General features: G+C 69.0%; 20 protein-coding genes. 9 read left to right on the top strand and 11 right to left on the bottom strand.

The window, feature by feature from the left end; genetic code table 11:
• Positions 1–215: 215 nt before the first annotated feature.
• The 3 genes from OHA68_RS42090 (at position 216) to glnII (ending at position 4,688) form a co-directional block, all read left to right on the top strand.
• On the top strand, positions 216–872 hold the full coding sequence (locus tag OHA68_RS42090; protein WP_327105232.1) for a hypothetical protein: 657 nt from the start codon (positions 216–218) through the stop codon (positions 870–872).
• Positions 873–882: 10 nt separating this feature from the next.
• On the top strand, positions 883–3,522 hold the full coding sequence (locus tag OHA68_RS42085; RefSeq protein WP_327105231.1) for an AAA family ATPase: 2,640 nt from the start codon (positions 883–885) through the stop codon (positions 3,520–3,522).
• Positions 3,523–3,668: 146 nt separating this feature from the next.
• Positions 3,669–4,688: a glutamine synthetase gene (gene glnII / locus OHA68_RS42080; protein WP_327105229.1), complete on the top strand. Its 1,020-nt coding sequence runs from the start codon at positions 3,669–3,671 to the stop codon at positions 4,686–4,688.
• A 189-nt stretch (positions 4,689–4,877) separates the two neighbouring features.
• On the opposite strand, the gene OHA68_RS42075 is transcribed toward glnII, so the two are convergent.
• On the bottom strand, positions 4,878–6,413 hold the full coding sequence (locus OHA68_RS42075) for an aldehyde dehydrogenase family protein (RefSeq protein WP_327105228.1): 1,536 nt from the start codon (positions 6,411–6,413) through the stop codon (positions 4,878–4,880).
• A 287-nt stretch (positions 6,414–6,700) separates the two neighbouring features.
• Between OHA68_RS42075 and OHA68_RS42070 the strand changes: the two genes are divergently transcribed.
• The gene (locus OHA68_RS42070; RefSeq protein ID WP_327105227.1) at positions 6,701–7,057 is read left to right on the top strand and encodes a type II toxin-antitoxin system RelE/ParE family toxin; all 357 of its coding nucleotides are present in this window, start codon (positions 6,701–6,703) and stop codon (positions 7,055–7,057) included.
• Entirely contained in the window at positions 7,050–7,349 is a 300-nt protein-coding gene (locus OHA68_RS42065; RefSeq protein WP_327105226.1) for a helix-turn-helix domain-containing protein, read from the top strand. Before OHA68_RS42070 ends, OHA68_RS42065 begins: the two co-directional genes overlap by 8 nt.
• 155 nt (positions 7,350–7,504) lie before the next feature.
• Here OHA68_RS42065 and OHA68_RS42060 read toward each other — a convergent pair whose 3' ends face one another.
• The 6 genes from OHA68_RS42060 to OHA68_RS42035 all read right to left on the bottom strand — a co-directional run bounded on the left by OHA68_RS42060 (position 7,505) and on the right by OHA68_RS42035 (position 14,165).
• Entirely contained in the window at positions 7,505–9,205 is a 1,701-nt protein-coding gene (locus OHA68_RS42060) for an ABC-F family ATP-binding cassette domain-containing protein (protein WP_327105225.1), read from the bottom strand.
• A 346-nt stretch (positions 9,206–9,551) separates the two neighbouring features.
• On the bottom strand, positions 9,552–10,706 hold the full coding sequence (locus tag OHA68_RS42055; RefSeq protein ID WP_327105224.1) for a glycerophosphodiester phosphodiesterase: 1,155 nt from the start codon (positions 10,704–10,706) through the stop codon (positions 9,552–9,554).
• A 230-nt stretch (positions 10,707–10,936) separates the two neighbouring features.
• On the bottom strand, positions 10,937–12,364 hold the full coding sequence (locus OHA68_RS42050; RefSeq protein WP_327105223.1) for an alpha/beta hydrolase: 1,428 nt from the start codon (positions 12,362–12,364) through the stop codon (positions 10,937–10,939).
• Between the two features lie 72 nt (positions 12,365–12,436).
• Entirely contained in the window at positions 12,437–12,580 is a 144-nt protein-coding gene (locus OHA68_RS42045; RefSeq protein WP_327105222.1) for a hypothetical protein, read from the bottom strand.
• 23 nt (positions 12,581–12,603) lie between these two features.
• Positions 12,604–13,374 carry an MBL fold metallo-hydrolase gene (locus OHA68_RS42040; protein ID WP_327105221.1) on the bottom strand — a complete coding sequence of 257 codons (771 nt, stop codon included), beginning with the start codon at positions 13,372–13,374 and terminating at the stop codon, positions 12,604–12,606.
• A gap of 89 nt (positions 13,375–13,463) precedes the next feature.
• Positions 13,464–14,165: an alpha/beta fold hydrolase gene (locus OHA68_RS42035; RefSeq protein ID WP_327105220.1), complete on the bottom strand. Its 702-nt coding sequence runs from the start codon at positions 14,163–14,165 to the stop codon at positions 13,464–13,466.
• A gap of 115 nt (positions 14,166–14,280) precedes the next feature.
• On the opposite strand from OHA68_RS42035, the gene OHA68_RS42030 reads away from it, so the two are divergent.
• Entirely contained in the window at positions 14,281–14,931 is a 651-nt protein-coding gene (locus tag OHA68_RS42030) for a GntR family transcriptional regulator (protein ID WP_327105219.1), read from the top strand.
• Between the two features lie 2 nt (positions 14,932–14,933).
• Complete coding sequence (locus tag OHA68_RS42025) at positions 14,934–15,971, top strand: 1-aminocyclopropane-1-carboxylate deaminase (protein WP_327105218.1); 1,038 nt, start codon at positions 14,934–14,936, stop codon at positions 15,969–15,971.
• Between the two features lie 504 nt (positions 15,972–16,475).
• On the opposite strand, the gene OHA68_RS42020 is transcribed toward OHA68_RS42025, so the two are convergent.
• The 3 genes from OHA68_RS42020 to OHA68_RS42010 are packed head-to-tail and all read right to left on the bottom strand — an operon-like array spanning position 16,476 to position 18,741.
• The gene (locus OHA68_RS42020; RefSeq protein WP_327105217.1) at positions 16,476–16,673 is read right to left on the bottom strand and encodes a DUF397 domain-containing protein; all 198 of its coding nucleotides are present in this window, start codon (positions 16,671–16,673) and stop codon (positions 16,476–16,478) included.
• A 49-nt stretch (positions 16,674–16,722) separates the two neighbouring features.
• Entirely contained in the window at positions 16,723–17,868 is a 1,146-nt protein-coding gene (locus OHA68_RS42015) for a methyltransferase domain-containing protein (protein WP_327105216.1), read from the bottom strand.
• Positions 17,869–17,883: 15 nt separating this feature from the next.
• Positions 17,884–18,741 carry a radical SAM/SPASM domain-containing protein gene (locus tag OHA68_RS42010; protein WP_327105215.1) on the bottom strand — a complete coding sequence of 286 codons (858 nt, stop codon included), beginning with the start codon at positions 18,739–18,741 and terminating at the stop codon, positions 17,884–17,886.
• A gap of 235 nt (positions 18,742–18,976) precedes the next feature.
• On the opposite strand from OHA68_RS42010, the gene OHA68_RS42005 reads away from it, so the two are divergent.
• Both OHA68_RS42005 and OHA68_RS42000 read left to right on the top strand, forming a co-directional pair.
• The gene (locus OHA68_RS42005) at positions 18,977–19,843 is read left to right on the top strand and encodes a DUF5919 domain-containing protein (RefSeq protein ID WP_327105214.1); all 867 of its coding nucleotides are present in this window, start codon (positions 18,977–18,979) and stop codon (positions 19,841–19,843) included.
• Positions 19,840–20,667 (top strand): inositol monophosphatase family protein, encoded by an 828-nt coding sequence (locus OHA68_RS42000; RefSeq protein WP_327105213.1) that lies wholly within the window; start codon positions 19,840–19,842, stop codon positions 20,665–20,667. The genes OHA68_RS42005 and OHA68_RS42000 overlap by 4 nt, the downstream gene beginning before the upstream one ends.
• Here the strand turns inward: OHA68_RS42000 and OHA68_RS41995 are convergent.
• Positions 20,654–21,643, bottom strand: coding sequence for an LLM class flavin-dependent oxidoreductase (locus tag OHA68_RS41995; protein WP_327105212.1), 990 nt, complete (start codon positions 21,641–21,643; stop codon positions 20,654–20,656). The two genes, OHA68_RS42000 and OHA68_RS41995, sit on opposite strands and share 14 nt — an antisense overlap.
• Positions 21,644–21,684: the final 41 nt, after the last annotated feature.

The following is a 21,684-nucleotide window of genomic DNA, read 5'->3' as shown; positions in this document are numbered from 1 at the left end:
GCAGCTGACCAATGCCTGGTCCGGAAGTTGCCAGCGGATCTTACCGACCGACCCGAGACGATCTGTAACGGTCCAGACAGAGTACGGCCAAGATTTGGTCAAGATTTCTCGTCGCCGGGACGGCTCGTACGGCGAGAAAGCGGGCACAACAATGGCGTTGCCCCGTAAAGCGGAGGTAAGCCCTGGTGGGACAGACGCGGGCTTGGATCACGCTCTTGGTCACGCTTCTCACGCTTGTCATGGTGTCCGCGTGCGGACGGCCCGAGTTCACCTATGTACGCGACAGGGACGGCACCACCTACTTCAAGGTTCCCGCCTCCTTCGCCCAGATCGACGCCTCCTCGCTGGATCTGGCGCTGAGCGGCAACCAGCCCGACACCCAGGCCGCCCTGCAGCGTGAACGGCGGGTCTGGGCGACGGCCTTCGACCAGGCGCCGGAGCCGGGCATCGGCCACCTCTTCGACTCCCGCTCGCCGTTCGTCTACGCCACCGTGCACAAGCTCACCGAGGAACAGCGCGCCACCGTCTCGCTCGACCGGCTGCGGGACTTCATCCTTCCGGTGACGGAGGAGATGCGCACCGCCTATGTCACGAACGCGCTGAGCACCGGCCGCATGCCGCTGTTCACCGGGTTCGAGCCGATCAGCGATCGGCTGGTCCTGCTCGACAACGGCGCGAGGGGGGTCCGGGTGCGCTTCAACTATCAGATCGGCGCCACGATCCAGACGTTCGACCACACCGCCATCCTCGACGAGCAGGGCAGCACCGTCTCCGTCATGCTCATCACCTGCCGGTCGAGCTGTTTCGCGGCGCGAGGCGCGGAGTTCGAGGAGATCGCGGCCTCCTTCAAGCTGCTTCGACCACGCGGATAGGGGAGCATCGGTGACGACGCTGAGGATGCCGCTGTGGGACCGGAGCAGGCTTCTCGCCGGCCTGGCGGTCGTCTATCTCGTGCTGACCTGGCAGGTGATGGCCGACTTCGAGGGCATCATGAGCTACCCGGAGGCGCTGCGGGTGATCGCCGAGGCGCATCCGTGGATCTTCTGGCTGCTCGGCGCCGAGGCGCTGCGGCAGGCGCACGGCCTCATCGGCGAGCGGTGGTCCGGCTATCGCCGGTTCTGGAGCGGGCGGGTCTTCGGCGGGTTCGCGCGGTGGTCGCGCCGGCGCTTCTCCGCCGGGACCAGGTTCCGTGCCGCACGGGCGCTGAAGATCGCGTTCTGGCTCGTCACGCTCTCCCTGGCGCTCGGCGCGGTGCTCGGCACCAGCCCGTTCTTCGCGCTGCTCAGGGTGCCCGAGAGGCTGCCGGTGGTTCTCCCGGTCCTCGTGATCGTCCTGGCGGTCGCCGGTCTGGCCCGGTTCCTGTCGCGGGGTGGCGTCGAGACCTACCGTCCGGGTGACATCACCACTCGCTTCGCCGACGTCTGGGGCCAGGACCACGTGCTGGAGCAGCTCCGGGAATGTGTCGTCCGGCTGGACCGGCCCGGCGAGATCGAGCGGCGCGGCGGCCACCTGTCCGGCGGCGTGCTGCTGTGGGGGCCGCCGGGCACCGGCAAGACGCTGCTGGCCGAGGCCGTGGCGGGTGAGACGGGCAGGCCGTACGTCGTCGTCGACTCGGGCGCGTTCACGGGCGTACTCAAGATGAAGGCGCTGTTCAGGAGGGTGCGCAAGCTGGCACTCCGACACGGTGGGGTGGTCGTCCTCTTCGACGAGGCGGACGCGCTCGGCCGCCGGGCCGGCCCGGCCCGGCAAGGGCGGCGCGGCTCGTCCGGCGCGTCCGGCTCATTCAGCTCAGTCGGCTCGTCCGGCTCGTCCACCTGTCACGGCCTCGCCTACCTGCCGGAGGAGACCCGGTCGGTGCTCGCCTTCCGTGGCCGCCGCGAGGTACGGGAGCCGCAAGCCCGCGACGACGGCACCCTGCGGGCGCTGCTCACCGAGTTGTCCGCGCTCGGCGAGCGGCGCGGGCTCGTCGACCGGCCGGTGCGGCGGCTGCTCGGGATGCGCCCCGAACCGCCGCCGAACCACCGCGTTCTCCTCCTGATGACCACGAACCGGCCCGACGCGCTGGACGAGGCGCTGCTCAAGCCCGGCCGGATCGACCGCGTCCTCAAGGTCGGCCACCCGTCCACGGCCGGACGGGCGCACACCTACCGGGGCTACTTCGACCGGGTCCGCCACGAGCTCACCGATCGGCAGATCGACAAGCTCGCCACCATCACCCCGTACGCGACAGGCGCCACGATCAAGGACCTGGTGAACGAGGCGCTGATCAGCGCACTCCGCGACGGCAGGGAGGCCATCGCTTGGCCCGACGTGCTGCGGGCCAGACGGTTCCAGCGGCTCGGCTCGCCCGGGGACGCCGAACACCTCGACCGCGAGCGGCACACCCTGGCGGTGCACGAGGCCTGCCACGCGGTGGTGGCGTACGCGACTCGTCGCCACCTCGAGATCGACCTCGCCACCATCGAGAAAGGCGCCGACCACCTGGGCCCGGTCGGTGCGGCCGAGCCCAAGGGCCTCCGCTGGAAGTCGGAGGTCGAGGAGGACATCATGATCTCGCTCGCCGCGCTGGCGGGGGAGCGGATGTTCTTCGGCGACAGCTCCTCCGCCGTCTCCGGCGACCTGCACGCGGCCACCGTGCTGACCGCCCACATGGAGACGGCCTGGGGGATGGGGGCGGGCGTCACCTCGCTGCCCGCGCTGCGGGAGCTGGAGATCACGGCCGCGCCCGGCCCGGGTGATGGCGGCGGCCCGCCGGCGGAGCGGATCGAGGCCACCCTGGCCCGGCTGCTGGAGCGGACCGAGCGGCTTCTGCTGGGGCACCGCAGGGACGTGCTCAGCGTGGCGCACGCGCTGGAGACGTACCGGACACTGACCGGCGACGACGTGGTGGCGATCATCGAACGGTCACGCGGGCCGCTGGTCGACGGCGCCCGCTACGCCGCCGACGAGCTCTACCGGGAGCTGGAGGACTACCACCGCGACGCCGCCACCGCGCGGCAGCGGCACGGCCGCGTCGAACGCGCGCTGCCGCGGCCCGCGGCGGCGGGCGAGGTGGTGACCGCCCGTCCGCAGTTCGTGCCGATGACGGGCTCGTACGTCTCCCAGCCTCGCCCCGCGCCCGTGGCACCGGCGGGCGCGCCCGGCAGGCGGTTGTGGGTGGCGGTGGCCGGCGCGTTCACCCTGGTGGTGCTGGCGCTCTTCGTCGGGCTGGCGGTCACCGGCGCGCTGACGGGCAGTCCGGCCTCGGGCACGGCGACGAGCGCGACGAGCACCGGGGCCGGACCGGGGGTCGCCCTGCCGGTGCTGCTGCTCGTGCTGTTCATCGTGGTCGTGGCGGTGATCGTCGGCGCTGGGCTGGCGGCCGTGGCGGTGAAGGGCGTACGGGCCAAGCAGCTCAGGGCCGAACGCGAACGCGACCAGGCGCACGCCCGAGCCCAGCTCCTGGCGGCGGCACTCGACCCCGACACGGCGATGCGGCTGCTCGGCTACGACGGGAACGGGCGGCGCGAGAGCGCCATCTGAACCGGAGCACGGGAGTGCGTACCCTTGTCGCGGGAAACCGTACGAGAAGGCTGACGGCTTAACATGCCGTTCACATGCGGGCAAAATCCGGGAAACGGCTATCCATAAGACTCGGCGTGGCTTAGAAAATCCTCGAAAGGACCACCGTGAGCTACAAGGCTGAGTACATCTGGATCGACGGCACCGAGCCCACTGCTCTGCTGCGCTCGAAGACCAAGATCCTGGCTGACGGGGTCGAGCCGCCGGTGTGGGGCTTCGACGGCTCCAGCACCAACCAGGCCGAGGGCCACGCGTCGGACCGAGTGCTCCGTCCCGTGATGACCTGCCCGGACCCGATCCGCGGTGGCACCAGCGTACTGGTCCTGTGCGAGGTCGAGGAGATCGACGGCACGCCGCACAAGAGCAACACCCGCGCCCTGCTGCGCCCGATCGCCGAGAGGTACGCCGACCAGGAGTCGTGGTTCGGCATCGAGCAGGAGTACACCTTCTTCAAGGGCAGCCGCCCGCTCGGCTTCCCCGAGGGCGGCTTCCCCGCCCCGCAGGGCCACTACTACTGCGGTGTCGGCGCCGAGGCCGTGTTCGGCCGGGAGATCGTGGAGATCCACCTGGACCGCTGTCTGGCCGCCGGCCTCTCGATCTCCGGCATCAACGCCGAGGTCATGCCCGGTCAGTGGGAGTTCCAGGTCGGCCCGGCGAGCCCGCTCGACGTCTCCGACCACCTGTGGATCGCCCGCTGGCTGCTCTACCGCACCGCTGAGGACTACGGCGTGGAGGCCACCCTCGACGCCAAGCCCGCCCGCGGCGACTGGAACGGCGCCGGCGCGCACACCAACTTCTCCACCAAGGCCATGCGTGAGGGCTACGACGCCATCATCACCGCCTGCGAGGCGCTCGGCGAGGGCGACAAGCCCGTCGAGCACGTCTCGCAGTACGGCGCTGACATCGAGAGCCGCCTGACCGGCGCCCACGAGACCGCCCCGTGGAACAAGTACAGCTACGGCGTCTCCGACCGTGGCGCTTCGGTCCGCATCCCGTGGCAGGTCGAGGTGGACAAGAAGGGCTACATCGAGGACCGTCGCCCGAACGCCAACATCGACCCGTACGTGGTCACCCGCCTGCTGGTCAACACCTGCTGCGCGGCTCTGGAGAAGGTCGGCCAGGTCTGACCTGACAACGTGAGAAAACGCGGGCACCCCCGATGGGGCCCGCGTTTTCTCGTGCCGACTGAGCACTGAGTGTCACATGATGACTTCTCTTTGTAACTCAAGGCGTCGTCATCGTGACATGGGTCATCCCCGCCGGGAGGGTTTTTCTCGCCGGCAGGGTGGCTTTATTCACTCTCGATATAAGAGAACTCAGATGCGGAAGCCCATATCAGGGCTGATGTCCGCAACATCCATCTGAGCCTTCTGCAGGCGGCCCGAGTGGTCCCAGTTCATCGACTGCCAGCGGGTGAACTGGTCGAGCACCCACATGCCGGACTGGCGGCTGCCGTTGCCCGACTTGCCGTTGCCGCCGAACGGCAGATGCGCCTCCGCGCCGGACGTGGAGTTGTTGACGCTCACCATGCCCGCCGAGATGCCCTCACGGAAGCGGAAGGCGTGCTTCGGGTCGGTGGTGTAGATGCTGCTCGACAGGCCGTAGCCGGGCAGGTTGGCCAGCTCGATCGCCTCGTCCAGCGACGCGAAGGTCGTCACGCCCACGATCGGGCCGAACGTCTCCTCCAGGAACAGCCGATCCGACGCCTTGACCCCGTCCACCACGACCGGGTGATAGTAGAGCCCGCCCGCCCCGGTGAAGTCGCGCCGCGGACTGTCCGCGGTGATCCGGCCGACCGGACCGGAGATGACCTGGTGGTGCGGCTGGATCCAGGTCAGATAGTCCTCGTAACGGTCGGCGAACTTCTGGTCCAGCAGCGGCCCGGCCAGCACATCCTGCTCCGGATCGCCGATCTCGGCCTGCTGTACGGCGCGGGCGAAGCGCTCGGTGAACTCCCGGTGGACGCTCTCGTGCACGATCACCGTGCCCAGGCTGGTGCACCGCTGACCCGCGGTGCCGAAACCGGAGAACAGCGCGCCCTCCACCGCCAGATCGAGCTCCGCGTCCGGCATGATCACCATGGGATTCTTGCCGCCCAGCTCCAGGCAGGGCGCCTGCAGGTGACGGCCGGCCAGCTCGCCGATCTTGCTGCCCACCTCGCTGGAGCCGGTGAAGCCGATCTTCTGCACGGTGCCCTCGGTGAGCGCCCGCTCCAGCCCCTCGAACGTCTGGGCCCCGTCGGCGAAGACGATGTCGAGCACCCCGTCCGGCAGCCCGGCGGCCACGAAGATCCGGTAGAGGGCGTGCGCCGAGGCCGCGGCGTACTCGGCGGGCTTCCACACCACCGCGTTGCCGCACAACAGCGCCGGCACCAGGTACCACGACGGCACCGCCACCGGGAAGTTGCCCGCAGTGATCACCGCCGCCACCCCGACCGGGTTGCGGAAGGTGAACAGGTTCTTGTCCGGCATCTCCGACGGCACCGTCTGGCCGTACAGCCTGCGCCCCTCACCCAGGAAGAAGTCGCACGTGTCGACGATCTCCCGCACCTCACCCAGCGCCTCGGCGTACGGCTTGCCGATCTCCCGCGTCACCAGCCGGGCCAGGCTCTCGGCGTTGGCCTCGACCAGCCGCCCGATCGACGCGATCACCCGCCCGCGCACCGGCGCGGGAACCTTGGCCCACTCCCGCTGCGCGTCCTTGGCGGTACGGCACGCGTCGGCGAACGTGCCGGCGTCGGCCAGCCCCACCTGGGCCACGATCTCGCTGGTGCGAGCGGGATTGATGGACGCGTACGTGCCCGTACTGGCGGCATCCTTGCCACCCACGACGGAAACAATCTGTCGGGTCACCGTTGACCTCCTCATAGTCTCTCCGGACACACAATCATCCTGCCCCCGATTCCCCCAACCCCAGCAGGCTCGGACCTCGCCCGCGAGGGCGCTCCGCGCCCGAGGATTATGCCCTGTGGCGGGCAGCGCCCCCTGCGCCTCCGCGCAGGCACCGGGCAACCTTGATCGGCGGACCCAGTGGTCGCGTGGCTCACCCCTCTGCTTCTTGGCGTGGAGACAAAGTAGATCATCGGGGATGATTCTCATTCCTATGACTAGCCGCTTGCTCGCGCTATAACGTCCATGTTATGAATTGGGGAGAGGTAGAGCTGGAACCGGAGGTGGATGAGTGGTTCGACACACTCAACCTGGAAGACCAGGAGACGGTGGCCTTCTATGTCGATCTACTGGCCGCGCGGGGCGTCCTGCTCGACGAGCCTTATACAAGGCAGTTGCAGGGCAAGCTGCGGGAGCTCCGATTCCATCTTTCCCGAGAGGCCGTACGCATCAGTTACTGGATCGCATCCGGAAGGCGGATCATTTTGTTGACGGTGTTCCGTAAGCAGCGGATGCGGGAGACGGTCGAGATCGAGCGAGCTGTGCGCGCCATGAGGCGCTGCATCGCTGAGGCTCATACGGCGGATGAGGGTGAGCGACATGGGTGAGCGCAAGGCGTGGTCCGAAAAGCGTGCCGAAATCATGGGTCGGCCTGGAGCCGGGGCTGCCTACGAGGCGGCCCGTATCCGCTTCGAGCTGGGCGAAGCCGTACGCTTGCGCCGTGAAGAACTCGGCCTGACCCAGGCGGAGTTGGCCGAGCGTACGGGTCTCAAGCAGCCGGCGGTTGCGAGGTTCGAAGCAGGCGGAACGATGCCCACTATCCCCATGCTGGAGCGACTTGCCGAAGCTCTGGAGCTCCGTCTCAGCGTTCAGTTCCAGCCCATGCGTGAGGCATGCTGAGGGCTCCTGCGGTGAGTTGATCAGCACCTGTGTCGATTCGAGAGCATTCGCGGGCAAGGCGGATTCCCTGTCTGCGGAGTGCGGCGGGGACTCCTCCGGGACTTCTGGAGGGGTTCCCGCCGCCCGAGGCGAGCGACAGGTGAACGGTGAGGCTGTTAGCTTTCCTGGTGTATGGCCAGCCAGCGGGCGATCCCCAGTGTTGCCAGGAAGGGGAGGTCGTGGCTGACCACCAGCAGGGCGCCCTGGTACGCCGACAGGGCCTGGGACAGTTGACGGACGCTCGCCATGTCGAGGTTGTTCGTGGGCTCGTCCAGGAGCAGCAGTTGGGGTGGCGGCTCGGCTGACAGGAGGGCCGCCAACACCGCGCGGAAACGCTCCCCGCCGGAGAGCGTGGCCGCCGTCTGGTCCACCTTCGGTCCTCGGAAGAGGAAGCGGGCCAGCCGTGCCCGTACCTCGTTGATGGGGGTGGAAGGGGCGAATCGCCGCACGTTGTCCAGGACGCTCAGTGAGTCGTCCAGCAGGTCGAGGCGTTGCGGCAGGTAGCGCATGGGGACGCCGACGGCGACCTGCTCGGCTCCGGTCAGTGGCAGAGGTGCGTGGGTGGTGATCCTTCCCGCGCCGGTCATCGGGCCGTCTGCGAGGTCCGCATTGTCGGTGGCGGTGGGGTCGTTGTTCGTCGAGTCGGCTATCGCCTTGAGGAGGGTCGTCTTGCCGGAGCCGTTCGGGCCGATCAGTGCCACCCGTTCGGGGCCGCGCAGGGTCAGCTCCTCGATCGGCTCGCCTTCCTCGTCCGGACCGCCGCGCAGCTCGTACAGGTCCCGGATTCCCGACAGGGTGAGCACGGTGCGTCCGGCGGGGACCTCGGTCTCCGGGAGGGTCACCCGGATCTCGGCGTCGTCGCGGATGGCCAGTTCGGCCTCGGTGAGCCGCTCCTGGGCCTGTTCGAGCCGGTCGGCGTGCAGGTTGCGGTGCTTGCCCGCCGACACCTGCGCCTGCCGCTTCCGCTCCTGCATGATGATCTTCGGCTCGCGCTTGGTCGCGTACATCTTGTTGCCGTAGCGGACCCGGCGGTCCAGCTTGATCCGGGCCTCCTCCAGCTCGCGTTTCTGCCGCTTGAGGTCGCTCTCGGCGGTACGGACGGTCCGTTCCGCGGCCTCCTGCTCGGCCGCGAGCATCTCCTCGTACGCCGACAGGTTGCCGCCGAACGTCCGGACGCCGCCCTCGCGCAGGTCGGCGATCTGGTCCACCAGGTCGAGCAGGGCGCGGTCGTGGCTGACCACCACGAGTACCCCGGTCCAGGAGCGTACGGCCGCGTACAGCCGTCGTCTGGCCTCCAGGTCCAGGTTGTTCGTCGGCTCGTCGAGCAGCAGCACGTCGGGGCGGCGGACGAGCAGGGCCGCCAGGCCGACCATGACGATCTCGCCGCCGGACAGCGTGCCGGCGGTCCGGTCCAGGCCGACGTGGTCGAGGCCGAGCCGGTCCAGTTCGGCGCGGGAGCGCTCCTCGATGTCCCAGTCGTCGCCGAGCACGGTGAAGTGCTCCTCCGCGACGTCGCCGCTCTCGATCGCGTGCAGCGCGGCGCGCCGTTCGGTGATGCCGAGCAGGTCGGCGACCGTGCGGCCGGTGGCCAGCGGCAGGTTCTGGGGGAGGTGGCCGATCTCGCCGGCCACGCTGATCGAGCCCGAGGCGGGGCGCAGCTCCCCGGCGATGAGCCGGAGCAGGGTGGACTTGCCCGAGCCGTTGACCCCCATGAGGCCGGTGCGGCCGGGGGCGAAGGCCACGTCGAGGTCGGTCAGGACGGGCGTCCCGTCGGCCCACTCGAAGGAGAGGGCATCGCAGACAATGGAATAAGACATTCAGGCGGCTCCATCACCGTGTCAGGAAATTTCGGGACACGTGGAGACGGCGCGCGCGCAGGCCACGGAGAAGAGAGATCGCACGTCAAGAAGGAAGGAACGATCAACTGAGGTCGGGCATGCGCACATCAGAAGTGGGCGCGGCGTCTCGGCCTCAGATCTTCAACTGATCACCTCAGGTGACGGCAATAAGACCGTGTCACCGTACAGGACAGGTCCTGCCGCCGCAACTTGCGGCGATCCGCGTTACCGAAGGTCCGCGGAACGTCCCGGCCCTCAGCCGAGGAGGAAACCCTCGGCTGTGTCGGAGGACAGGGCCGCCTCCCTGGGGAGGCGGCCCTGGCGTCTACTCCCGGCCCTCTTCCGGCAGGCCGTTGTCGAACTGCTGCGGCTGTACGTGCTCGTGCGGCCTGCCCCGCTCGCTCCTCGCCAAGGCGGCGGTGTCGGGGTAGTCGGTGACGAAGGCGTCCGCGCCCAGGTCCAGGTGCGCCCGGTACTCCGCCAGCGCGTCACCGTGGTCGGTCGTGATCTGGCCGCGGCGCAGTTGCGCGGGCAGGTACTGGTTCTCGCTGCGGAAGGTGTACAAGCCGATCTTCAGCCCCGCCTTGTGCGCGTCGGACACCAGCGTCGTCGGGGTACCCCAGCTTCCGTCCGGCTGCAGCGGGATCGCCGATGACTTGTCCGGCCCGATCCACTTCGCGTACTCCGCGATCTTCGCGAGCCCTTCGGGCTTCATCATGTCCGCGTAGGTCGTCGGGTCTCCGGCGGCCGTCAGGTCGTACGGCCGGCCGCTGGTGCCCAGCGCCTGCCACAGGGGCACGCGCAGGTCCTTGGCCACGCGCTTGAGGCTGGACGGCTCGAACGACTGGACCACCACCGAACTGCCGGGCCGGTTGAGCCCGTTGCGCTTGATGGTCTCGATCAGCGGCTCCTCCAGGGGCAGCCCGATCGACCTGAAGTAGGTGGGGTGCTTGGTCTCGGGAAAGACGCCGACCTCTCTGCCGTACCGGTGGCGGAGCTTCTTGGCCAGGTCGAGCACCTCCTGGAAGGTGAGCACCTGGTAGTAGCCGTTGTAGACGGTGTTGCGCTGGCGGATCGCGGGCAGCCGCTCGACCGCCCGCAGCGTCTTCAGCTCGGCCAGCGTGAAGTCCTCGGTGAACCACCCGGTCACGTTGCGCCCGTCGATGACCTTGGTGGTCTTGCGCGCCGCGAACTCGGGGCGCAGCGACACGTCGGTGGTGCCGGAGATCTCGTTCTCGTGCCGTACGACCAGCACGTGGTCCTTGGTCGGCACCAGGTCGGGCTCGATCCAGTCGGCGCCCATGGCCACGGCCAGCTCGTAGCCGCCCTGGGTGTGCTCGGGGCGGTGGCCCGCGGAGCCGCGGTGGCCGATGACGACGACCTCGGAGCGGTCGGGTCGGGGTTCGGCCGCGGCCGGCGCCGCTCCCGCTCCCGCGAGGGGGACGAGGACGGCGAGGGTGGTGACTGCGATCTTTCGCACGTGAAACTCCCTGCGGCATCCGCACCGGAGACTCTCACCGGTGATCACCGCAGCCAATTATGGTACGGACCGAAATCAAGGTGCGGGGCAACTATGGGGTAATTCTTGATGACATGCACTGTTTCCGTAGGGAGGGCCGGCACGTGGCGGAGGCACCGTGCAGGCCCCCTCCATCAACGAGCCGCAGTCTGGGCATCGTGATCGCCACGATGGAGGAGGGCCTGGCGCGGCTACCCGGCGCAGACCGTGCCGGTCGGCGGCAGGACGGCGTCGAGCAGGTAGCGGTCCACCGCTTCGGTGACGCAACCGTTGTCGCCGTAGGCGGCGTGCCCGCTGCCCTCGCGGGTCAGCAGCCGGCCGTTGGCGAGGTGCCGCGCCGTTGATCGAGCCCATTCGTACGGCGTCGCGGCGTCGCGGGTGGTCCCGACCACGAGGATCGGCGCGGAGCCCCGGGCGGTCACCGGACGGGGCTTGACGACCCCGCCGTTCGGCCATTGGGGACACATCGTGCCGGAGGTGAACTCGTACCCGAACACGGGCCGGCTACGGGCCGTCCGCTCGGCGTCGGCGAGGACCTGTCGCGCGGTGCGGTGGTCCGGCAGGTCCTGGCAGTTGATCGCCACGTTGGCGACGTCCACGGCACCGGTGGGCTGGATCGCGCTGTGGTCGCCGGCCAGCACCCGGGCGAGCTGGGCGTCCAGACCGGGCCAGTAGCCGGGTGTGCGGAGCAGCGCGGCCGTCATGCTTACCAGCTCCCCCTGTTCCACCGGCCGCGAGTCGGCCGCCCGGAGCAGTTTCGCCGCCTCGGCCCGGCCGCGCGCCTGGCCGAGGTCGCTGAACGGGCAGCCGGCCCGGTCGGCGCAACCGGCCAGGTAGTCGTCGAGCGCTCGTTCCACGCCTATGGCCTGGCCGTTCAGGAACGCCTTGTTGCCGCTCGCGGGATCGACCGCCGAGTCCAGCACCATGCGCCCGACCCGGGTGGGGAACGTGTCGGCGTACCAGATCCCGATCCGGGTGCCGTAGGAGGTGCCGAGGAACGACAGTTTCGCCTCGCCGAGAACGGCCCGGAGCACGTCCAGATCCCGGACGTTGCTCAGGGTGTCGACGTGGTCGAAGATCGGCCCCGACGTGGCACGGCACCGCCGCGCCCAGGTCCTGATCGCGGCCTCCTGCGTCAGCCGTTCGGCGAGCGTGTCCGGCGAGGAGTCCACCGCCCGCAGCGCCGCGTCCGCTCCGTCCGGGCAGGTCAGCGGTGCCGACTCGCCGACGCCTCGCGGGTCCCAGCTGACCAGGTCGAAGCCGGCGGTCACCGCGCCCCGCCACGACCGGGCCGCCTCGGGGAGGTACCTGACCCCGGACGCGCCGGGCCCGCCCGGGTTCGTCAGCAGCGATCCTTGGCGGGTGCCGGTCGCTCTGTGCCGGCGTACCTTGAGCGCGATCGTCCTGCCGGTCGGGCGTGCCCAGTCGACCGGGACGGTGACCCGAGCGCAGTCCAGCGGCAGATCTCCGTCGTCGCAGGAGCTCCAGGACACCTTCTGCCGGTGGAACCTGTCGTCACCGGCATCGGCGTTCGCCATCGGCACGCCGGTGCCCACTGCCGTGAGAGCGCCCAATAAGACCGCCATGACGGCCCGTCGCCGCCTCGTACGTCTCGTCATGACGCTCAAGCATCGGCGGCCCGAGCACCCGCCACCAGCCGGGCACCGGTACCTGGCCGAGTAGGGCGGGCCTCACCCCGGCCGGCGCGATCCGTACGGGGGAGTCCCGCTCCGAGCTGTCCGCCATGATGCCCCGCGGATCATGGCGGACGGCGTGAGCAGCGCGGTCAGGGCCAGCAGGGCGGCCAGGGCCAGCAGGGCGAGCAGCGCGGTCATGGCGGTCAGGGCGAGCGGGGCGGTCAGGCTCGGTTGCCGAGGTCCAGGCGGTCGGCCAGGCCCGCGGCGGTGAAGGCGGCGACCAGCTCGTCGCGGCCCTCGGTGAAGTACGCCCAGCTGTCGTAGTGGACCGGGACCACCCGGCGGGCGCCGAGGATCTTGGCGGCCTCGGCGGCCTGCGCGCTGTCCAGGACGATCGGCGCGCCGTCGAAGACGACCGGGATGCGGGGGGCTCCGGCGAAGAGGATGGCGGTGTCCACGGGCGCGAAGCGGGCGGCGATCTCCTTGACCAGGTCGAGGGAGGCGTTGTCGCCGCTGACGTACACGGTGGGCAGTCCTTCGCCGGTCAGGACGAAGCCGACGACCTGACCGAGGAACGCCTCGACCAGCTCGCGCGGGCCGGGGCCGTGGATGGCGGGCACGCCGGTGACGGTGACGGTGCCGCCGTCCGGACGGCCCAGCTGGACCGACTCCCAGTCGGCCAGACCCCGGGCCCCGCCTCCGAGGCGTTGTCCGCCGCCGGGGGTGGTGAGGGTGAGAGGGATGTCGGCGAGCAGGGCCCGGCCGGAGGTGTCGAGGTTGTCGGGGTGCTCGTCGTGGGACAGCAGGACCACGTCGATGTGGCCCAGCTCGGTGGGGGAGGCGGTGGAGGGAGCGGTCTTGACCAGCGGGCCACCCGGCGTCTGGTAGTCGCCGGGGGCGTCGAAGGTCGGGTCGACGAGGAAGCGCAGGCCGCCGTACTCGAAGAGGGCCGTCGGTCCTCCGAAGGTACGGACAGGGGTGGTGGCAGGCATGCGGGGGTTCCTTACGGAAGGACGGGGAGGGTGGCAGGCATGCGGAGGTCTCTCACGGACGGCGTCAGCCGGTGATGGCCCGGGCGACGTCAGCTGGTGGTGGCGCGGGCGGCGGTGTCGATGAGGTCGGCGACGGCGTTCGGGTGGGAGACGGTGACGGCGTGGGAGGCGTCGATCTCGACGGTCGTGGACCCCGCCCTCTTGGCCATGTAGCGCATGGCTTCGGCGGGGATGTTGAGGTCCTGAAGGGTGATCATGGTCCACGACGGGATGGTCTTCCAGGCCGCCTTGGTGGCCTTGTCCTCCAGCGCGGATGCCGTGATGGGCCGCTGCGTGGCCGCCATCAGCTCGGCCACCTCCGGCGCCACGTCACCGGCGAAGACCCGGCGGAACTCGTCCTGCTGGATGTAGAGGTCGGTCCCCCCGGGGAACGGCACCGGGTTGAGGGCGGGGCCGAGCTCGCCGCCCGGGAACTTGGCCGCCAGCTCACCGGTGCTCTCGCCGACCTCGAGGTGGAAGCTGGCGATGTAGACCAGCGCCTTGACGCCGGGAACGCCGTCGGCGGCCTCGCTCAGCACCGAGCCGCCGTAGGAGTGGCCGGCGATCACGATCGGACCGGTCAGGCTGTCGAGCAGGCTGCGCAGGTACGCGGCGTCCTCCCGAAGGCCGCGCAGCGGGTTGGCGATGGCGATGACCGGGTACCCGCGGCGCTTGAGGTCGGCCACCACCCCGTTCCAGCTCGCGGACTCGGCGAAGGCGCCATGGACGAGGACGACGGTGGGAGTGGTCATCAGACTTTCCTTTCGACGGCGAACGACTTGGATGGAATATGCAATATATTGCTAGCGACTGTCAACCATCGCAGGTCAGCTTGCAGATGCGGGCTGAGTGTGGGCAATATATTGCATGCCCATCCCGCAGAACGCGCCTGCCATCGACCGGCGGCTCCTCCGTGACGACGTCTACCACCGCCTACGCGACGCCATCGTCGACGGCAGTCTCGCCCCCGGCGAGCAGTTGCGCGATGGCGAGCTGGCGGCCTGGCTCGGCGTCAGCCGCACGCCGGTCCGCGAGGCGCTGCTGCGTCTCGCGGAGGCCGGCCTGGTCGTCGCCCAGCCCGGCCGCTCCACGACGGTGAGCTCGCTGAACGTACGCGACGTCCGCGAAGCCCGCGACGTCGTGGCGGCGATGCACGAACTCGCCGTCCGTGAGGCGGTGGGCAGCCTCACCGAAGCCCACCTGGACGCGATGCGCGAGGCCAACCGCCGGTTCCGTGCGGCGATCGAGCAGGGCGACGTCGAAACGGCCCTCCGTGCCGACGACGAGCTGCACGGCATCCCCGTGGCGGTGGCCGCCAACCGGGCCCTGACCTCGGTCCTCGACCAGTTCACGCCGGTGGTGCGACGCGCCGAGCGGCTGCGCTTCTCGTCGCTGGGCGGACGTGCGTCCCTCGCCCGGCACGACGACCTGATCCGGCTCTGCGCCGCCGGAGACAAGGAACAGGCGGCCGCCGTCTCCTTCGACACCTGGCGCACGCTCCCGGCCACCGAGGAATGACCATGACGCTGTCCGACTTCCCCCGCCACCCGCTGACCTTCGGGCCGAGCCCCGTCCACCCCCTGCCGCGACTCACCGCGCACCTCGGCGGCGCGTCCGTCTGGGCCAAGCGTGAGGACTGCAACTCAGGGCTCGCGTACGGCGGCAACAAGACCCGCAAACTCGAGTACATCGTCCCCGACGCGCTCGCCCAGGGCGCCGACACGCTGGTGTCGATCGGCGGCTACCAGTCCAACCACACCCGCCAGGTCGCCGCCGTCGCCGCGTCGCTGGGCCTGAAGGCGGTGCTGGTGCAGGAGAACTGGGTCGACTGGCCGGACTGCGTCAACGACCGGGTCGGCAACATCATGCTCAGCCGGATCATGGGCGCCGAGGTCCGGCTCGACCCGGCCGGCTTCGGCATCGGCTTCAAGGACTCGTGGAACCGGGCGATCGAGGATGTGCGGGCGCGTGGCGGCACGCCGTACGCGATCCCGGCGGGCGCCTCCGACCACCGGCTCGGCGGGCTCGGCTTCGCGAACTGGGCGTACGAGGTGGCTCAGCAGGAACGCGAGCTGGGCGTCTTCTTCGACACCATCGTGGTCTGCGCGGTCACCGGCTCGACCCAGGCCGGCATGATCGCCGGATTCGCCGCGCTGGAGGAGGCTGGCGGCCGGCCCCGCCGGGTGATCGGCATCGACGCCAGCGCGAAACTGGCGGAGACCCGCGACCAGGTCACCCGGATCGCGACGGCCACGGCCGAGCTCATCGGCGTCGACCGCCCCCTGCGCGACGACGAGGTCACCATCCTGGACGGCTGGGCCGGCGACCTGTACGGCATCCCCGTGCAGTCGACCCTGGACGCGATCCGGCTCACCGGCGAGCTGGAGGGCATGATCATCGACCCGGTCTACGAGGGCAAGTCGATGGCCGGCCTGATCGACCTCATCACCAGCGGCGAGATCCCCCACGACGCAACGGTCCTGTACGCCCACCTGGGCGGCCAACCGGCCTTGAACGCCTACAGCGGCCTTTTCCCCCACACCCAACGGCGGACCTGACGCACCCGAGAGTCCAGCCAGATGTGCTGCCCGCCGGGTGTGACGGTCATGCCGAACCGGTCGCGGCCCGGACCGCCCCAGGAAACCCACCGCAGATAGGCGGCCTCCTAGCGTCATGCTAACGTCGAGGCCTTTGTGACTGTGCGCGAGAGAATGGAAGTTCGTGGACGGAGATCGAGTGCGGTGGGAGCTGCGCGTAGAGATGTACGCGACCCCAGAGCAGGCACGGGACGTTGAGGAGAGGGTGCAACGCCTGCTGTGCCCTGATCCTGATCATCGTCCGCCATGTCCGATTCCCTGGTCTATCGGTCTTTCCGAGGCCGAAGGTGATGTCGCAGCGGATCTAGAAGAGCAGTACCTGATCGAGCACGGTGGGAACGGCGCCGCAGCCAGTTGATGCCCGACAAGCTGGGACGTGGCCTGCCTTCGAGCGCCGGATACTGGTGACACTCTCGTCGCCGAGACGATGCGTCAGGTGAAAGTAGCGGGCACCCGGCCTGCCCGTCAGTCGAACTCGCCGTCCTTGACGCCTTCGATGAACGCGTTCCATTCGCCCGGGGTGAACGTCAGGACAGGGCCATCGGTGGCACGCGGTAGCGTCGGCCTCGCGCCTGACTCGCCGGAAGGTGATATCCCGGAGCGGCCGGTACTCCTTACGACCTGAGGCCAAAGCCAGGGCGGGGACCCGGCCAGCGCGCACACGTCATCATGGTGCCGCGTGGCCGGCGTGGGTCAGCGGCGCTCGTCCGTCTCAGCGGATGACCTTCTTCCATCCGGCACGCCACAGCCGGATGACCCCGTCCGGCAGAACGAACACCTGCGCACCACGGAGAGGCAGCGCGCCAGTGGTGAGCCAGTATTCGCGGATGTCGTCGAGAACATCCCAGAGTCGCCGGGGGCCTCCCTGGTGCACGATCGGAAGCTCTGAACCCTGGGCGACGGCACGCGCCCAGGAGCCGTCGGCATGCAGCATCCACGCCACGCGGCTGCCGTCCGGTAGGTCATCGAAACGGTTCTCGATTCCTGGGGCGACGACTTCCAGCATCGATTGCAACTCCCACGCGCTCGCCACATCAACGATCGGATACCTGCCTCGTGCCGTGGATTCCCCGGTTTGCTCGCGTACCTCGTCGAAGAGCTTGTTCAGGCGCGGCGGATAGTCGCCCGCAGACCGTACCGGCATGAACATCGCCCAGTCAGGCTCTATTCGCCCGGTCGCGCCGCCGTCCTCCGTCTTGGTGGCAGTCAGGATGAGCGAGGTGTTGGCCAGGACGGTCACCAGGCGTCCGCCCGGCTTCAATGCCGACAACCAGCTCGCCGGGATCGGCTTCACCGACACCATGGACACGATCCGGTCATACCGGCCAGGTAGCGGCCCGGTGGCATCGCAGGCGAGGACCTGAGGATGGAAGCCGATCGCGTCCAGTCGCCGTGTGGCCGCGTCGACGAGGTACGGGTCGACGTCGATGCTGGTCACTCGATGATCGCCGAGCAGGTGAGCCAGCAACGCCGCGCTGTACCCCGAACCCGTCGCGACGTCCAGCACGTCGGCGCCCTCGTAGATGTCCCCGTGCCGCAGCATGCGGACCACGAGGCTGGGCAGCGTTGACGACGACGTGGGCCGTCCCGACGCGACATCGCCCGTTCGTGCCTGATCGGCATGAACACCCGCTACCTGAGTGACCAGAGTCTGATCGCTGTAGGCGGCCTCCATCCAGCCCGCCTCATCGGCAGGACCGTCGTGCGCCTCCCAAGTGCCGAACGCCGCACCCGCGGGCGTGTCCCACCAACGAGGCACGAACAGGTGCCGGGGAACAGCCGCGACAGCCTGCCGCCAGCGTGACCCATGCGCGGTCACCCCGGCGGCCAACCGTGCGGCATGATCTCGCCACATCATGTGTCCGAACCTCATTCAGCCATCGGGCTCGCAGTAGGACGGATCGCAGGCTTCCGTCTCGGCGGGGGCGCAGTCCGACCCGTCACTCTGGCTGGGCTTGCAGTCAGGATTGCATACCTTGCGATGGCGAGGGGCAGGGACGGTCGACACTAGAGTGCGCCACCTGTTCCCGGCGATGATCTCGGCGAGCGGCGTCCGCTGGACATTGCCCGCCCGCATCCATCGCGCGATGACGCAAGGCCACACGTCCCCATTGGGGCCGACCGCCGCCTTGCCCTGCCCGCACCGGCCGCAGAGCTGGGAGACCTGTGGAGGAGCCGTGGCACCACGGCCGACTCCCCGGACCCAGTCGACGCCGACCGTACGCACTCCGAGCGCGTGGAGCTCTTCGCGAGCGCGTTCGACTCGCTGACCGTCCACCACCTCGACGATGGCGGCCCGAATGGGAATGCCTCGCCGGACCGCTTCGATGATGTTCGCTCGTGTGCGCGTGTGGCTGCCGCCCCGTGCGGTCACCGCGTCATGCTCGTCTGCCTGGTCGCTGTAGTAACTGGTGGCCAGCTTCACCCCAGGTAGGGCGAACAACTCCCACCAGGCTTCGCGGACATGCAGCAGGTTGGAGAACACCTCCACGGCCAGTCCGGTGCTCACCGCCTGGCGCAGGAGCGGCTCGAACCCTGGATACGTGGTGGCCTCTCCGCCGATGAACTGAACGCGGCGTGCGCCGAGTGCGGCTGCCTGGTCGATGACGCCCGACCAGCTTGCCGTGTCCATCGTCCCGTGGTTGCCCTCTGGTCCTGAACTGGCATAGCAGTGCAGGCACTGAAGCTGGCACCGGCCCGTCAGCTCAAGATCCACCGAGTCCAGGATCATCCGAGCTCACCTCCGGCCACTATGGGAAGCTTGGCTGGGTTCGCGCAGGACCGAGCAGGCGCCGTCAGGCGTTTCCCCGAGCGAGGGACGTATCGCGCTGTCATGTAGTGAGGATGGCTTGATGGCCTGTCGCGTCTCGACTTCTCATGCGTACCGTCTGTGAGCTATCCGTCTCTCTTTGTCACCTCTCTGTCGCTAATCTTGCTGGTAAAGCCCCCGAGCTCAGGCGCGGATCATGACTGACCGGCAGATCCTTCTGAAAAGGCTGTTGAAGCAACGTCACTGGCAGACGTACGGGACATTTTGCAGGGAGTACGACAAGGCGGCTGTAAAAGTGGATCCGTCGCTGCGAGGGGGTTGGCCTAGCCGGGCCCAGCTTCACCGCTGGCTCGCCGGCGAACTCAAAGGGCTGCCCTACTCCGATCACTGCTGCGTCCTGGAGGCAATGTTTCCTGGCAGATCCGCCTATGAGTTGTTCTCGGCGGATGGCGCTGAAGTGAGTCGGCTCGTAGGCGGGTCGGAGTCGCACCGAGGCGCTGGCCAGGCGATGTGCATCGCACCGCAGATGGCCGATGTGTCCGCCGTGTTCAGTAGTCGCGCGGCTTTCTCCTCTGCCTATCCGGCATCGATGTTGTTCGACAGGGCCCACGATATTAGGGCGGCAGGATTGTCGCTAAATGTCATCTGCCAGGGCTATCCCGACCATCAGCTCAAACGCCTCCTGGACGCTGGCACGAGGATCAGGTGTCTGTTCCTCGATCCGCACGGTGATGCCATCCAGGCTCGTGAAGCGGAAGAGGGCTACGAAGACCGGACACTGACCACATTGACCACGCTCAACATCAGCATGCTGACCAGATTGCGGGCCCGACTGGCCGCCGAGTCCGCGCAGCGCCTTGAGTTGCGGGTCTATGACGAGACGATCCGGTTCAACCTCCTGATCGTCGATCGCGGGCTGTGCGTTGTGCAGCCTTATCTGCCTGAGGCGCGCGGAGTCGACTCGCCTACGCTGGTGATCACTGAGAACACTGCCTCTGACGGGCTATTTCCCGTCTTCGACCAGGTGTTCACCTCGATCTGGGAGCGGAGCAGACCCGTATGACCAGCGATTTCCGGACTCTTCTGCCGATCGCCGAGCAGGCCGTCACCCTGGCCGGTGAGATCGTCCGGACCAGGGCTCCTGGTGTGGTCACGGCCAAAGGCGATCGGGACATGGCGACGGAGGTGGACTACGCCGTCGAGCATGCCGTACGAGAATTTCTGTCTCGTGAGACACCCCAGATCGGGTTTCTCGGCGAGGAGGAAGGTGTCACGCATGCGGGTGACGGCCTGATGTGGGCGCTCGATCCGGTCGACGGCACCGCCAACTTCCTGCACGGTCTGCCGCTGTGCGGGGTTTCGCTGGGGCTGATCGACGGGGACGCCTCGGTTCTGGGGGTCATCGAGTTGCCTTTTCTGGCCACCCGCTACACCGCTGCCGAGGGCGGAGGCGCTCGCGCCAACGGGGTGGAGATCCGGGCGAGCGACACGTGTGAGCTCGGCGCCGCCATCGTCTCCATCGGTGACTACGCGGTGGGCGAGAACGCCGCTGAGCTCAACCGGCCGAGGCTGGCTCTCACTCAGGAGCTCGCCGCCCGGGTTCAGCGCGTGCGGATGTTCGGGTCGGCCGCGATCGACCTCGCGTGGGTGGCCCAGGGGAGGACCGACGCCCTCGTCATGCTCGGCAACAATCCCTGGGACACCGCCGCGGGAGTCCTCATCGCCCGGGAGGCGGGAGCCGCGGTGGTGGACGTCGACGGCAGTCCGCACACGATGACCGCCGGGGCGACCATCGCCGCCGCCCCGCGGCTCGTGGCCGACCTGGTCGAGCTCCTCGCCGAAGCGCGTAAGGGGAGCTCGGACGGTCCGGCCGTCAGGCGGGGATGAGGCCGCGGACGCCGGCCAGCAGTTCGAAGGAGCGCAGCCAGGCCTGCCTGTCGGTGGCCGGGGAGGCGACGATCAGCTCGTCGGCCTGGGCGTGCTTGGCGAAGTCGTCCAGGTAGTCCTTCACCACGGTGGGGGTGCCGATGGCGGAGTATTTGGTCATCTGCACGATCTGCTGCCCAGCCGGGGAACGCAGGATCTCGTCCGCCTCCTCCGGCGTGAACTTCCGGCCCCGGCCGACGAACAGACCGACCCTGGACCGCTTCGCGGCCAGGAACTGCTCCTCCGCCGCGTCCTTGGTGTCCGCCGCGATGACGTTCACGCCGGCGATCACGTACGGACGGTCCAGCTGCGCCGACGGCTTGAAGTCGCGCCGGTAGAGCGCGACGGCCTCCTCCAGCGCGTTCGGCGCGAAGTGCGAGGCGAAGGCGTACGGGAGCCCAAGCATGGCGGCGAGCTGGGCCCCGAACAGCGAGGAGCCGAGGATGTAGAGCGGCACATTGGTGCCCTTGCCGGGGGTCGCGTCGACGCCCGGGATCCGGGACTCGCCCGTGAGGTAGCCCTGCAGCTCCAGCACGTCCTGCGGGAAGGTGTCGGCGGAGGCCGGGTTGCGGCGCATGGCGCGCATGGTCTGCTGGTCGCTGCCCGGCGCCCGGCCGAGACCGAGGTCGATGCGTCCCGGATGCAGCGTTTCGAGGGTGCCGTACTGCTCGGCGATGGTCAGCGGGGCGTGGTTGGGCAGCATCACGCCGCCGGCGCCGAGCCGGATCGACTGGGTGTGCGCGGCCACGTGCGCGATGAGGACGCTGGTCGCCGAGGACGCGATCGACGACATGTTGTGGTGCTCGGCGTACCAGATCCGCTCGAATCCCCAGCCTTCGGCGCGCTGGGCCAGGGTGACGCTGGCGGCCAGACTGTCGCCCACCGTCTCGCCCTCGCCGATGTGCGCCAGATCGAGAATGGAGAGGGGGAGAGCCATGAAGACGCCTTTCACAAGGGGACCCGAAACGTACTTGTATG

Origin of the sequence: Nonomuraea glycinis (assembly GCF_035920485.1) — a bacterium.
GTDB lineage: Bacteria > Actinomycetota > Actinomycetes > Streptosporangiales > Streptosporangiaceae > Nonomuraea > Nonomuraea glycinis.
The sequence above is the reverse complement of the archived record's forward strand: the minus strand, read 5'-3'. Positions and strand labels throughout refer to the sequence as shown.